The organism is Pseudomonas guariconensis, assembly GCF_024127895.1.
Classification (GTDB): Bacteria; Pseudomonadota; Gammaproteobacteria; order Pseudomonadales; family Pseudomonadaceae; genus Aquipseudomonas; species Aquipseudomonas guariconensis_B.
In genome coordinates, this window is sequence record NZ_JAMYBK010000009.1 from 130779 (window position 1) to 142811 (window position 12033).

At 65.2% G+C, this 12033-nt stretch carries 13 protein-coding genes; 5 read left to right on the plus strand and 8 right to left on the minus strand.

The window, feature by feature from the left end:
- Positions 1-3: 3 nt before the first annotated feature.
- Positions 4-1158 carry an efflux RND transporter periplasmic adaptor subunit gene (locus NJF35_RS12535; RefSeq protein ID WP_225788039.1) on the minus strand — a complete coding sequence of 385 codons (1155 nt, stop codon included), beginning with the start codon at positions 1156-1158 and terminating at the stop codon, positions 4-6.
- 256 nt (positions 1159-1414) lie between these two features.
- On the opposite strand from NJF35_RS12535, the gene NJF35_RS12540 reads away from it, so the two are divergent.
- Complete coding sequence (locus NJF35_RS12540) at positions 1415-2047, plus strand: TetR family transcriptional regulator (RefSeq protein ID WP_225788040.1); 633 nt, start codon at positions 1415-1417, stop codon at positions 2045-2047.
- Between the two features lie 82 nt (positions 2048-2129).
- Here NJF35_RS12540 and NJF35_RS12545 read toward each other — a convergent pair whose 3' ends face one another.
- Positions 2130-3581: an MDR family MFS transporter gene (locus NJF35_RS12545; RefSeq protein WP_225788041.1), complete on the minus strand. Its 1452-nt coding sequence runs from the start codon at positions 3579-3581 to the stop codon at positions 2130-2132.
- A gap of 397 nt (positions 3582-3978) precedes the next feature.
- Here NJF35_RS12545 and NJF35_RS12550 point away from each other — a divergent pair, with 397 nt between their 5' ends.
- The gene (locus NJF35_RS12550) at positions 3979-4848 is read left to right on the plus strand and encodes an oxaloacetate decarboxylase (protein WP_253080371.1); all 870 of its coding nucleotides are present in this window, start codon (positions 3979-3981) and stop codon (positions 4846-4848) included.
- Between the two features lie 19 nt (positions 4849-4867).
- Here the strand turns inward: NJF35_RS12550 and NJF35_RS12555 are convergent, their stop codons facing one another.
- Together NJF35_RS12555 and NJF35_RS12560 are read right to left on the minus strand one after the other, a co-directional pair.
- On the minus strand, positions 4868-5041 hold the full coding sequence (locus NJF35_RS12555) for a hypothetical protein (protein WP_225788043.1): 174 nt from the start codon (positions 5039-5041) through the stop codon (positions 4868-4870).
- A gap of 58 nt (positions 5042-5099) precedes the next feature.
- Complete coding sequence (locus NJF35_RS12560; RefSeq protein ID WP_225788044.1) at positions 5100-5975, minus strand: LysR substrate-binding domain-containing protein; 876 nt, start codon at positions 5973-5975, stop codon at positions 5100-5102.
- 113 nt (positions 5976-6088) lie between these two features.
- Between NJF35_RS12560 and NJF35_RS12565 the strand changes: the two genes are divergently transcribed.
- Positions 6089-7726, plus strand: a complete 1638-nt coding sequence (locus NJF35_RS12565; protein WP_225788045.1) for a 5-guanidino-2-oxopentanoate decarboxylase — start codon at positions 6089-6091, stop codon at positions 7724-7726.
- Positions 7727-7791: 65 nt separating this feature from the next.
- Here the strand turns inward: NJF35_RS12565 and NJF35_RS12570 are convergent, their stop codons facing one another.
- Positions 7792-8712, minus strand: coding sequence for an AraC family transcriptional regulator (locus NJF35_RS12570; RefSeq protein WP_253080372.1), 921 nt, complete (start codon positions 8710-8712; stop codon positions 7792-7794).
- A 201-nt stretch (positions 8713-8913) separates the two neighbouring features.
- On the opposite strand from NJF35_RS12570, the gene NJF35_RS12575 reads away from it, so the two are divergent.
- Entirely contained in the window at positions 8914-9207 is a 294-nt protein-coding gene (locus tag NJF35_RS12575; RefSeq protein WP_225788047.1) for a putative quinol monooxygenase, read from the plus strand.
- An 89-nt stretch (positions 9208-9296) separates the two neighbouring features.
- Positions 9297-9530, plus strand: a complete 234-nt coding sequence (locus tag NJF35_RS12580) for a hypothetical protein (RefSeq protein WP_225788048.1) — start codon at positions 9297-9299, stop codon at positions 9528-9530.
- Here NJF35_RS12580 and NJF35_RS12585 read toward each other — a convergent pair whose 3' ends face one another.
- From NJF35_RS12585 to NJF35_RS12595, 3 genes are all read right to left on the minus strand, one after another.
- Positions 9531-10136 carry a flavin reductase family protein gene (locus NJF35_RS12585; protein WP_225788049.1) on the minus strand — a complete coding sequence of 202 codons (606 nt, stop codon included), beginning with the start codon at positions 10134-10136 and terminating at the stop codon, positions 9531-9533.
- Positions 10137-10255: 119 nt separating this feature from the next.
- Positions 10256-10582 carry a hypothetical protein gene (locus tag NJF35_RS12590; RefSeq protein WP_225788050.1) on the minus strand — a complete coding sequence of 109 codons (327 nt, stop codon included), beginning with the start codon at positions 10580-10582 and terminating at the stop codon, positions 10256-10258.
- 251 nt (positions 10583-10833) lie between these two features.
- On the minus strand, positions 10834-11979 hold the full coding sequence (locus NJF35_RS12595; RefSeq protein WP_225788051.1) for a Fic family protein: 1146 nt from the start codon (positions 11977-11979) through the stop codon (positions 10834-10836).
- Positions 11980-12033: the final 54 nt, after the last annotated feature.

The following is a 12033-nucleotide window of genomic DNA, read 5'->3' on the forward strand; positions in this document are numbered from 1 at the left end:
GTCTTACTCCCCTTTGCCGCCTGCGCTTGCCGCATTGGCCTGGGCTGGATTGACCGCTTTCTTGACGTTGGTGGCCTCGCTGACCTTGACCTCGACGCCCGGGCGGACGAACTGCAGGCCTTCGGTGATCAGGCGGTCGCCCGGGTTGAGGCCTTCCTCGATGAGCCAGTCGTTACCCAGGGTGCGGTTGGCCTTGAGGTTACGCAGCTCGACCTTGTTCTCCTGGTTGACCACCAGCGCGGTCGGGTTGCCCTTGAGGTCCCGGGTCACGCCCTGCTGCGGGGCCAGGATGGCGTTGGCGTTGACCCCAGCCTGCAGGCGGGCATGCACGAACATGCCGGGCAGCAGGGTGTGCTCGGGGTTGGGGAAGATCGCCCGCAGGGTCACTGAGCCGGTGGTCTCGTCGACCGCGACTTCGGAGAACTCCAGGCGGCCTTCCTGGCCGAACAGGCTGCCGTCTTCCAGCACCAGCTGGACCTTGGCGGCATTCTCGCCGGCCTTCTGCAACTGGCCGCTTTCCAGGTCGCGGCGCAGCTTGAGCAGCTCGGCGGTGGACTGGGTGACGTCGACGTAGATCGGGTCGAGCTGCTGGATGGTGGCCATGGCGTTGCTCTGGCCGTTGTTCACCAGCGCGCCTTCGGTGACCGACGAGCGACCGATGCGGCCGCTGATCGGGGCCAGGACCTTGGTGTAGCGCAGGTCGATCTGGGCGCTCTTGAGCGAGGCTTCAGCCTGCAATCGTTTGGCATTGGCGTCGTCGTATTCCTGCTTGGAGACAGCCTGCTCGTCGATCAGCTGCTTGTAGCGCTCGGCCAGCGAGCGGGTGGCTTGCAGGTTGGCCTGGGCATTGGCCAGGTTGGCTTCGTAGATGGCCGGGTCGATCTGGTACAGCTGTTGGCCGGCCTTGACGTCGCTGCCTTCCTTGAACAGGCGCTTGAGAATGATGCCGTTGACCTGTGGACGAACCTCGGCGACCCGGTAGGCGCTGGTGCGTCCCGGCAGTTCGCTGGTCAGGGTGTAGGCCTGTGGCTGGAGGGTAACGACGCCGACCAGAGGAGCCTGCGCCGCGGGCGCTGCTTCTTCTTTGTTACAGCCACTTAGCAAGGTTGCCAGGGCGACGGCGGAAACCAGGGCGGTGACGGCTGGCTTGAATTGCATGAGGATCCTCGGGTCGCTAGAGCTGGGAGACGCTCAAGAATAGTGGAAGTGTCCTATCGGAAAAATACTTATCCAGTGGATAAATAGCTTACTAACGAATATACTTACATTCATGCTTGTTTGTAAATACCGCAGAGGGGTGTGAATCCCCCCGCGGACTGGACACATACACCGGGTGAGGCCCTGAAAGAGGCGACCCCGGCCTGATGACCGCACGCCATGCGAGCGTGCGGGCCGTGATAGAGGTTGAGCTGCCATGGTCCGTCGAACCAAAGAGGAAGCCCAGGAAACCCGCGCCCAGATCATCGAGGCGGCGGAAAAGGCCTTCTACAAGCGCGGGGTTGCGCGAACCACCCTGGCCGACATCGCCGAGCTGGCGGGCGTGACCCGCGGGGCGATCTACTGGCATTTCAGCAACAAGGCCGACCTGATCCAGGCATTGCTCGACAGCCTGCACGAGACCCATGACCACCTGGCCCGCGCGAGCGAGAGCGAGGACGAGGTCGACCCGCTCGGCTGCATGCGCACGCTGTTGCTGCAGGTGCTCAACGAGCTGGCGCTCGACGCGCGCACCCGGCGTATCAATGAAATCCTGCATCACAAGTGCGAGTTCACCGACGACATGTGTGAAATCCGCCAGCAGCGCCAGGGAGCGGTCCTGGATTGCCATGAGGGCATCACCCTGGCCATGACCAATGCCGTGCGCCGCGAGCAATTGCCCGCCGACCTGGACGTGCAACGTGCGGCCATCGCCCTGTTCGCCTATGTCGATGGCTTGATCGGGCGTTGGTTGCTGTTGCCGGACAGCTTCGACCTGTTGGGCGATGCTGAAAAATGGGTCGACACGGGGCTGGATATGCTGCGCTTGAGTCCCTCTCTGCGCAAATGACACTTTGTGAAGGATTGTGATGAAGTGTTTCCCCTCTGTATTAAGGGGAGGTTAATGCGGCGCCCGAGCGGCCCCAGCATCCTCAATGCCCCCGCAGTTGGCGGTCGGGCATCGCCAGCGCAGCCCCCAGCCCGATCAGCGATACCCCGGCGCTGGCCAGCAGCAGATGACGAAACGTCTCCAGCAACCGTGCCTGGGTCACCGGGTCCGCTTCACCCGCCTTCAGGCTGCCCAGCAGCGGATTGCCCAACAACTCGAAACCACCCTGGTGCAGCAGCGCCAGCAGCAGGCTGGACATGCACGCCACCCCCATGGCACCGCCGAGGGAGCGGAACAAGTTGGTGGTGCTGGTGGAAACGCCGATGTCCTTCATCTCGACCGCGCTCTGCGCGCCCACCAGCGAGGTGGGGAACTGCAGGCCGCAGGCGATGCCGGCCAGCGACATGAATACGGCGCTGAGCACGCCCGCTTGCGGCGGCGTCAGGGCCATGGCGGCGATGGCCACGGGCATCAGCACGGCGCCGGCGAGGATCTGCGGCCGGTAGCGGCCGGTGAGGCTGGTCATGCGCCCACCACAGAAGGCGCCCAAGGGCAGGCCCATGGCCAGCGGCAGCAGGTGTAGGGCGGCGCTGTCGGCGCCGGCGCCGGTGATGCCCTGGTAGCGCAGGGGCATGAGCATGGTCAGGGCGATCGACTGGAAGCTGGCGAAGAACACCGTGCACCAGCACAGGACCGCCGCGCGGTTGCCGAACAGTTGCAGGGGCAGGAGCGGCTCGGCGCAGCGCCGCTCATGCCCGACGAACAGCAGCAGCCCCAGCAGGGCCGTGGCGAACAGCGCCAGTACCGGTGGCGCCAGCCAGGCATGGCCCTGGCCGACCAGGGTGATGCCCAGCAGCAGGCTGCCCAGCCCGAGGATCAGCAGCAGCGCGCCGAGATAGTCCACCTGCGCGTCGCGCCGTTGGCCGGGCATGTTGCCCAGGGCACGGTGGATCGCCCATAGGGCGAACAGGCCCAGCGGCAGGTTGATCCAGAACACCCAGCGCCATGACAGGTATTCGGTCAGCCAGCCGCCGAGCACCGGCCCGGCCACGCTGGCCAGGGCGTACATGCTGCTGAAGTAGCCCTGGTAGCGACCGCGTTCCCGAGGCGGGACGAAGTCGCCGATGATCGCCTGGCTCACCGACACCATGCCGCCGGCCCCGATGCCCTGGACCACCCGTGCCAGCACCAGTTGCTGCATGTCCTGGGCCAGGGCGCAGGCTACCGAGGCCAGGGTGAACACGGCGGTGCCGGTGAGGATCATGCGTCGGCGTCCGTAGAGGTCGCCGAGCTTGCCATAGATCGGCACGGCCACGGTCATGGCCACCATGTAGCCGGAGATGACCCAGGCCAGCAGGCCGACATCGTTGAACTGCGCGCAGATCGCGGGCATGGACACGGCGACGATGGTCTGGTCCAGGGCGCCGAGGAAGATCGCCAGCATCAGGGCGGTGAGGACGCTGCGCAGCACGGCAGGGGGGAGGGCGGCGGTCACGGGCATACCTTGTCGGGGAATGGGGTGTATCAGGGCGGTTCGAGTCGTGGTATCTCATCAGGGTCGCTTCGCGCCCCCTGAATAGCTCACCTCGCTATCGCGCCAACCGCCGGATTGTAACCTGAGTTAGGTAGCTTCCTATGTACTACGTGCATCCCCTATGCAAGATCGGCATTGGCGCATTCATCCAGTGCTGCATGGCTGCGTGATATCGTGACCTGGCCGCAGTCGCTGAAATCCGCGGTCTGCACCAGCATGGTGCAACGCATTGCCGCAGGATTTCCCAGCGCTGTTTCCCACACCTTCTATTCCTCTGCCTGCATGTCGAGCATGACCGCCCAGATGGCGACGGTTGGAACAGGTCAGGTTCAATTTTCACCTTACAAGCGGAGTGATCATGTCCAAGGCTTCCCACCACGATCTGCGTTTTGCCTTCCGCGAACTGCTGGCTTCAGGTTCGTGCTTTCACACCGCGTCGGTGTTCGACCCCATGTCGGCCCGCATCGCCGCCGACCTGGGCTTCGAGGTCGGCATCCTCGGTGGTTCGGTGGCCTCGCTGCAGGTGCTGGCCGCGCCCGATTTCGCCCTGATCACCCTGAGCGAGTTCGTCGAGCAGGCCACTCGCATCGGCCGAGTGGCCCAGTTGCCGGTGATCGCCGATGCCGACCACGGCTACGGCAACGCCCTCAACGTGATGCGCACGGTGATCGAGCTGGAGCGCGCCGGTGTGGCCGCGCTGACCATCGAGGATACCCTGCTGCCGGCGCAGTTCGGCCGCAAGTCCACCGACCTGATCCCGGTGGAGGAAGGGGTCGGCAAGATCCGCGCGGCCCTCGAGGCGCGGGTCGACTCGGCGCTGTCGATCATCGCCCGGACCAACGCCGGTGTGCTGAGCACCGAGGAAATCATCGTCCGCACCCAGAGCTACCAGAAGGCCGGGGCCGATGGTATCTGCATGGTGGGTGTGAGGGATTTCGACCATCTGGAGCAGATCGCCGAGCACCTGACGGTGCCGCTGATGCTGGTCAGCTACGGCAACCCGAACCTGCGTGACGACGAGCGCCTGGCGCGCCTGGGCGTGCGGGTGGTGGTCGACGGCCATGCCGCCTACTTCGCCGCGATCAAGGCCACCTACGACTGCCTGCGTCTGCAACGCGGGCAGCAGAACAAGTCCGAGAGCCTCAGCGCCACCGAGCTGTCGCATACCTACACCCAGCCCGAGGACTACATTCGCTGGGCCAAGGAGTACATGAGCGTCGAGGAGTGATCGGCGCGGTGCAGTCGGTTCAGCGCACGGCGCTCAAGGTCGCGGTGTGCGGCACGCAATGCTCCTGGGCGCAGCTTGCCGCGGCGTTGGGTTGGTTGCGCAGCAATTCGACTCGCCAGCAGGCCGAACCATAGAGCCCCGCGACGGCGATCACGATGAGGGCAAGGGTCCAGCGTCTGGATCTGATGCTCATGGTGCGTACCTCCTGTTGCTGCAACAGGTGATACCTACAAGCATAGGTCAACCTGGGATCACTGCCTGGCGCGATCCTCGAGCCAATCCATCAGCTCGACCAGCCCCGGCGGCAGCGGCTTGGCAGGGCAGACCAGGTAGTAGCCCTTGCCGGTTGCCACCTTCAGCCCGAAAGGCATGCACAGCCGGCCGCTGAGCAGGTCGTCGCCAATCAGCGCCCAGTCGCCGATCGCCACGCCGGTACCCTGGGCAGCCATGGCCATCGCCATGTCCAGGGTCTGGAAATGCTGCCTGGGCCCCTGCGGCTCGAACGCCGCTCCCGCCGCCTGTAGCCACAGCCGCCAGTCATGCTCGTCCGACGAGGGGTGCAGCAGCATGTGCCGGGACAGGTCCTCCAGGCACGCCAACGACGCGGCGCCCTGCAGCAACGACGGGGCGCAGACCGGCGTCAGTTGCTCGTCGAATAGCTTGCGCACCTGCAGGCCCGGGCTCGGTGGCCCGCCATAGACTACGGCGGCATCGAAGCCTTCGCGGCGCAGGTCCACGCCGTGCTGCACGGTGGTGGTCAGCTCCACCGGCACGTCCGGGCGCAGGGCCTGCCATTCCATCAGCCGTGGCAGCAGCCAGCGCATCACGCAGGTGGGCGCCTTGAGCTGCAGGACGGCGCTGCGCCCGCCGACTTCGCGCACGCCCTGCTCGATGAGGGCGAACACCTGCTGCACCCGGGGCAACCAGTCCTGGCCCTCGCGGGTCAGTGCCAGGCCACGGGCCTGGCGCTGGAACAGGGCATAGCCCAGGTGTTCCTCGAGCCCGGCGATCTGCCGGCTGACCGCGCCCTGGGTGATGTGCAGCTGCTGCGCCGCGCGAGTGAAATTGCAATGTTGGGCGGTGACCAGAAAGGTGTGCAGGGCCGGTAGAGGAGGCAGACGTTTCATTGCGCTGAGCCATGATCACAAGACATGACTAGTATGTGTTTTTTTGCATTGTGGCGATAGCCATGCCTTGGTTCCATGGTCACTGATCTCAACAAGAATCAGGTAAAAGACAGATGGCAACCTGTGGCGAAGTACTGGTCGAACTCCTCGAAGGCTATGGCGTGGAGCATGTCTTCGGCATTCCTGGCGTGCATACCGTGGAGCTGTATCGCGGCCTGGCGGGATCGTCGATCCGGCACATCACCCCACGCCACGAGCAGGGGGCCGGGTTCATGGCCGACGGCTATGCGCGCACCCGTGGCAAGCCGGGGGTGTGTTTCATCATCACCGGCCCTGGCATGACCAACATCACCACGGCCATGGGCCAAGCCTATGCCGACTCGATCCCGATGCTGGTGATTTCCAGCGTGCAGGCCCGCGACCAACTCGGCGGCGGTCGCGGCAAGTTGCACGAGCTGCCCAGCCAGGCAGGGTTGGTCGCCGGTGTGGCGGCGTTCTCCCATACCTTGATGAGTGCCGACGACCTGCCCCAGGTGCTGGCCCGTGCCTTTGCCGTGTTCGACGGTGCCCGGCCAAGGCCGGTGCATATCGAGATCCCCCTGGATGTGCTGGTCGAGCCGGCCGGCCACCTGCTGCCGGGTCGCCCCGTGCGCACCGGTCGGGCGGGCGCGGCGCCACGGGGTGTGGCGCTCATGGCCGAACGCCTGGCCTCGGCGCGGCGGCCGTTGATCCTCGCCGGTGGCGGCGCCCTGGCGGCGGGCACGGCCCTGGCCCGCCTGGCGGAGCACTTGCAGGCACCGGTGGCCCTGACCATCAATGCCAAGGGCTTGCTGCCGTCCGGGCATCCGTTGCAGATCGGTTCGACCCAGTCGCTGCCGGCCACTCGCGCGCTGGTCGCCGAGGCCGACGTGGTGCTGGCCATCGGCACCGAGCTTGCCGAGACCGACTACGACGTGACCTTCAAAGGCGGCTTCGAGATTCCCGGCAGCCTGCTGCGCATAGACATCGACCCGGACCAGACCGTGCGCAACTACCTGCCGGAGCTGGCGCTGGTGGCAGATGCCGAGCAGGCGGCCGAGGCCTTGCTCGATGCCTTGCAGACTCAGATGCAACCGGTGCGTGACCCCGCCTGGGGCGCCGTGCGTGCCGCTCGCCTGCGCCAGGACTTGTCGACCACTTGGGACCCGCCGACCCTGAGCCAGACACGCCTGCTCACCAGCGTGCTGGAAACCCTGCCCGACGCCATCCTGGTGGGCGACTCGACCCAGCCGGTGTACACCGGCAACCTGACCTTGGACATGGACCAGCCACGGCGCTGGTTCAACGCCTCGACCGGCTACGGCACCCTTGGCTACGCCCTACCGGCGGCCATGGGCGCCTGGCTCGGCAGCGGCGGGCAGGTGGACGAGCGTTCACCAGCCATCTGCCTGATCGGCGATGGCGGCTTGCAGTTCACCCTGCCTGAACTGGCCAGCGCGGTGGAGGCCCAGGTGCCGTTGATCGTGCTGCTGTGGAACAACCAGGGTTACGAGGAAATCAAGAAATACATGGTCAACCGGGCCATCGAACCGGTGGGCGTGGACATCCATACGCCGGACTTCATCGGTGTCGCCCGGGCCCTGGGCGCCGCGGCGCAGCAGGTGGAGGACGTGGGCCAGTTGCAGGCCGCGCTGCGCCAGGCCGTGGAGCGCCAGGGGCCGACCTTGATCCAGATCGACCAAGCCCAGTGGCAGGCGGCGGTGGGGGGCTGACAGGTACGGCGAAGCGGCTGCATCGGGGCCGCTGCGCGCCCCATCATGGCAGCGCAACCCGGCCTTCAATCGGCAGCGGTACGCAGCCGCGCCACGTCACGGATCGGCGGTGCACCATACAGCCTGCTGTACTCCCGGCTGAACTGAGACGGGCTTTCGTAGCCCACCCGGTACCCCGCCACCGCGGCTTCGAGCCCCTCATTGAGCATCAACCGCCGCGCTTCCTGCAGGCGCAACTGCTTCTGGTACTGCAGGGGGCTCATCGAGGTCACTGCCTTGAACCGATGGTGCAAGGTCGAGGTACTGAGGTTGACCTCGCGCGCCAGATCTTCGATGCGCAGCGGTCGCTGGAAGTGCTGGTTGAGCCAGGCGATGGCCTGGCTGACCCGGTGGGTCTGGCTGTTGGCCAGGGCGATCTCGTACAGGCGGTAGCCCTGTGGCCCGCGTAGCAGGCGATAGAGGATTTCCCGGCGGATCAGTGGCGCCAGCATGGGGATGTCCCGGGGGGCGTCGAGCAGGCGCACCAGACGTAGCAAGGCATCGAGCAACTGCGGATCGGTCTTTTCCACATACAAGCCACGGCCAGAAGGAAGGTTGGGCACCAGCATCGGCCCGCTTTCGGCGATCAGTTGGCTGATCTGTGCCGGGTCGATGTCCAGGCGCAGGCCCAGGCTGGGCGTCTCGGGGCTGGCGTCCAGGCGCACCCGGCTGATCGGCAGGGTTACCGACACCACCATGTAGTGCAATGGGTCGTAGGTGTATTGCTCGTCGCCCAGGAACAGGCTCTTGCTGCCCTGGGCCAGGACACACAGGGCAGGTTGCGCCAGGCTCGGCACCGAACGCACGTTTTCCCGGTAGGCCACCAGGTACAGGTCGTCGACCGCCGAGGCCGTGCCGTAGGGCTCGCCGGCATGGCGCAGGATCAGGTCGGCCAGCTCCTGGCGTTGTAGCTCCAGGGACGGGGCGGGGGGCGTGGGCGTGGTCATGGCGGGTTTCCTCTACTGACCGACGCAGGATAGGTTCGGGCAAGGGTGGGCGCTAGTCGAAAGCTGCTCCTCGCTTGCCTGATCCTGCACGGTTGCAGGATCAGGCAAGCGACCGGCAGTAATGGCCTAACGGCGCGCGCGGGCGAGGGCCTAACCTTGCCAGCCTGGCCTTTCCGTCCGTCTGCTTCAAGGAGAACGTTCATGACCCAGCCTCAACCGGTCACTCACCTGGCTTTCATCCGGGCCAGCAGCGGTCGTTCGGCGGAGTTGGGCGCGCGCCTGCGTGACCTGCTCGAACCCTCGTTGCAGACGCCCGGCTGCCTGAGTTTCACCGTGCAGCGCTCCCAGGCCGATACGGACCTCTGGCTGCTCAGTGGCAGCTGGCGCGACCAGCAGGCCATGAGCGGCTACTTCGCCTCGCCGACCCTGGACCTGTTCGGCGAGCTGGTGCAGGCGCAGGTGGTCGCGAGCCTCGACCTGCATACCTTTGCATGATGCCTGGGCCCGAATAGGCAGCACCGATTGTGCCCGGCACTCGCCAGGTTAGAATGCCGCCCTTCGATCAACACGTGGATACAGGCACGATGGCACGTAGAGAATTCCCCCGCTTCGAAGCGGTTTCGGCAATGGTTCCGGCAGAGGGCGGCGGCTACCACGCCGCGATCGCCGTGAAGGCCCTGGGCATGGGCGGCGCGCCGCGTTTCCACAAGGTGCTGGACGGGCAACTGTTCAAGACGGCGATGGCCGCCGACGAAGCCGCCTGCGCCGAGCTCGGGCGCCTGCAAGGCGTCAGCGAAGACGGCGAGCTGGTCTGGTGATCAGGCCCGTGGCCGGGGCATCTTGAAGCAGTTGCCCAGCTCGAAGTAATCCGCAGGCCCGCCGCCGCGCAGGATGGGCTCGGCGGCGGCAGTGTCGTAGATGCCGTCCTTGAGCAGGTGCTCGGCGATATGCACGGCCACCACTTCGCCAAGGATCAGCCAACTGGGCACCAGCGCCTGGTCGGCGCGCTGGAGCTGGACGATCTGGCTCACCTTGCACTCGAAGGCCACCGGGCTTTCCCCCACGCGCGGTACCCCGACGATGCGCGATGCCGTGGGCGTCAGTTCGCTCAACTGGAATTCATCCACCTCGGCCGCCACCGCCACGCAGCTCTGGTTCATCTGCTCGGCCAGCGGGCGGGTGGCCAGGTTCCAGACGAATTCACCGGTCTGTTCGATGTTGTTCAGGCTGTCTTTGCGGCCGATGCTGCAGAAACCGATGATCGGCGGCACGTAGTTGAAGGCGTTGAAAAAACTGTAGGGCGCCAGGTTCAGGCGACCTTCGCGGTCCTGGGTGGAGATCCAGCCGATGGGCCGGGGGCCGACGATGGCGTTGAACGGGTCATGAGGCAGGCCGTGGCCTTTGGCGGGTTCGTAGTAGTACATCTGCGCAGGGCCTGTGGCCCTTCCTCTTGGCGGGACGAGGCGCCTAGTGTGCCAAGGCTGGGCCCGGCTGGAAACGATCAAGCCCGGCCGAAGCCGGGCTGGGCGCTCGCATCGCGGGATCAGCCGATGCGGTGGGCGTGGGTGCGGTCGAAGCCGTCTTCGGCGAAGCGTTGTGCGCCAGTGCGGTCGAAGCCATCTTCGGCGAAGCGTTGTGCGCCAGTGCGGTCGAAGCCATCTTCGGCGAAGCGTTGTGCGCCAGTGCGGTCGAAGCCATCTTCAGCGAAGCGTTGTGCGCCGGTACGGTCGAAACCATCTTCTGCATAAGTCGCCGATTGGGTCTGGACGGCGGTGAAGTTGTGGGCGTTGGTACGGTCGAAGCCGTCTTCGGCGAAGGCGCCGGTCGCCAGTACCGACAGGGCCAGGGTCAGGATCAGTTTGTTTTTCATGGTCGTTGCTCCAGTGGAATCGATGGGTTGCTCTGCTCTATGGGTTTCATGTTACGCCGGTTAATTAGATTAAAAAGCGCAAAAAGTAGCGCTAATAAATCTACTTTTTCGATTTGTTTGATGTGCAGATACCTGCGAAGCATCACGTCAGGTGTCCCTTTCCGGGAGCGGCGAAAGACACTTCGCCACCCTTCGAAGGATGCCTCTGCTGAATTAATTCGGGGTTAAGTGCGAAGGGTCAGGTTGAAGTTCTATCGTTCAACCTGATCATCAACGGGCGTATTGACCCGGTAGCGGGTACTGCGACCACCGCCCGGCAGGCGAACCAGGCAGCCCTTGTCGAGCAGGTCGGTGAGATGGCGAGTGGCGGTGGCCTTGGACACCTTGGCCACCGCTTGATACTGACTGGCGTTGATACCCGCCTCGAAGCCGCGTTGGCCGCCATCGAGCAATCGGTTGAGCACCTTCACCTGCTCGGGCAGCAGCCCATCACTGCGGTGCGCATGCCAGAAGCGCGCCTTGGCCAACACCCGGTCGATCCGCACCAGCGCCTGCTCCAGGCTGCGCAGCAAGGTCGTCAAGAACCAGGCTAGCCAGCGTGTAATGTCCAGGTCGCCTTTCTGGCTGCTTTCCAGCACCGCGTAATAGCCTGACCGATCCTCGAGGATGCTGGCGGACATCGCATGGAAACGGATGGCCTGTCGTTCGCCCTGGGCCAGGGCCAGGTCAGTGAGGGCGCGGGTCAGGCGACCATTGCCATCATCGAACGGATGCAGGGTCACGAACCAGAAGTGGGCGATGCCGGCGCGTAGGAACGGGTCCAACTGCGTGAAGTGGCGACTGTCCTCGAACCATTCGAGAAACGCCTGGAGCTGCTCTTGCAGCCCGGCTCGCGGGGGCGCTTCGAAATGTACACTGGGTTTGTCGAGGCGGCCGGAAACCACCTGCATGGGCGCCTCGTCCCGCAGTTGGCCGACGAGGATGGGTTTACCCAGGGCCTCGTCGCTTGCCGGGAACAACCATCGATGCCAGGTGAACAGGCGTTGCAGGGTCAAGGGCTGGTCATATCCCTGCGTCGCGTCCAGCATCAGTTCGGCAAGCCCCTCGCTGCGGGCTGTAGTCGAACCATGCCCCTCGAGACCCAGGCGACGGGCCAGGGAGGAACGCACGGAGCCGACATTGAGCTGCTCGCCCTCGATGGCGGAGGACGTAATGATGTTCTGCAGCAAGGTATCCAGGATATTGTGGCTTTCGCTGAGTTCGTCCACGGCACCGATCCTGCCCAGCAAACGTCCCTGCGTTTCGACACAGCTTCGCAGCAGCGTGGCAAGCTGCTCTGTATCCCAGCGCAAATGAGGCCAGGCTGGCCGCTGCCAGATCCACATTGGATCGCTCATGGTTTCCCCTTGTTGTGCCATGAGCCCAATAGTAGCCCTATTCGGCTCATTTGG

Coding starts and splice junctions, on each gene's coding strand:
- NJF35_RS12535 (WP_225788039.1), bottom strand. CDS start 1,158: ATGCAATTCAAGCCAGCCGTCACCGCCCTGGTTTCCGCCGTCGCCCTG.
- NJF35_RS12540 (WP_225788040.1), top strand. CDS start 1,415: ATGGTCCGTCGAACCAAAGAGGAAGCCCAGGAAACCCGCGCCCAGATC.
- NJF35_RS12550 (WP_253080371.1), top strand. CDS start 3,979: ATGTCCAAGGCTTCCCACCACGATCTGCGTTTTGCCTTCCGCGAACTG.
- NJF35_RS12555 (WP_225788043.1), bottom strand. CDS start 5,041: ATGAGCATCAGATCCAGACGCTGGACCCTTGCCCTCATCGTGATCGCC.
- NJF35_RS12560 (WP_225788044.1), bottom strand. CDS start 5,975: ATGAAACGTCTGCCTCCTCTACCGGCCCTGCACACCTTTCTGGTCACC.
- NJF35_RS12565 (WP_225788045.1), top strand. CDS start 6,089: ATGGCAACCTGTGGCGAAGTACTGGTCGAACTCCTCGAAGGCTATGGC.
- NJF35_RS12570 (WP_253080372.1), bottom strand. CDS start 8,712: ATGACCACGCCCACGCCCCCCGCCCCGTCCCTGGAGCTACAACGCCAG.
- NJF35_RS12575 (WP_225788047.1), top strand. CDS start 8,914: ATGACCCAGCCTCAACCGGTCACTCACCTGGCTTTCATCCGGGCCAGC.
- NJF35_RS12580 (WP_225788048.1), top strand. CDS start 9,297: ATGGCACGTAGAGAATTCCCCCGCTTCGAAGCGGTTTCGGCAATGGTT.
- NJF35_RS12585 (WP_225788049.1), bottom strand. CDS start 10,136: ATGTACTACTACGAACCCGCCAAAGGCCACGGCCTGCCTCATGACCCG.
- NJF35_RS12590 (WP_225788050.1), bottom strand. CDS start 10,582: ATGAAAAACAAACTGATCCTGACCCTGGCCCTGTCGGTACTGGCGACC.
- NJF35_RS12595 (WP_225788051.1), bottom strand. CDS start 11,979: ATGAGCGATCCAATGTGGATCTGGCAGCGGCCAGCCTGGCCTCATTTG.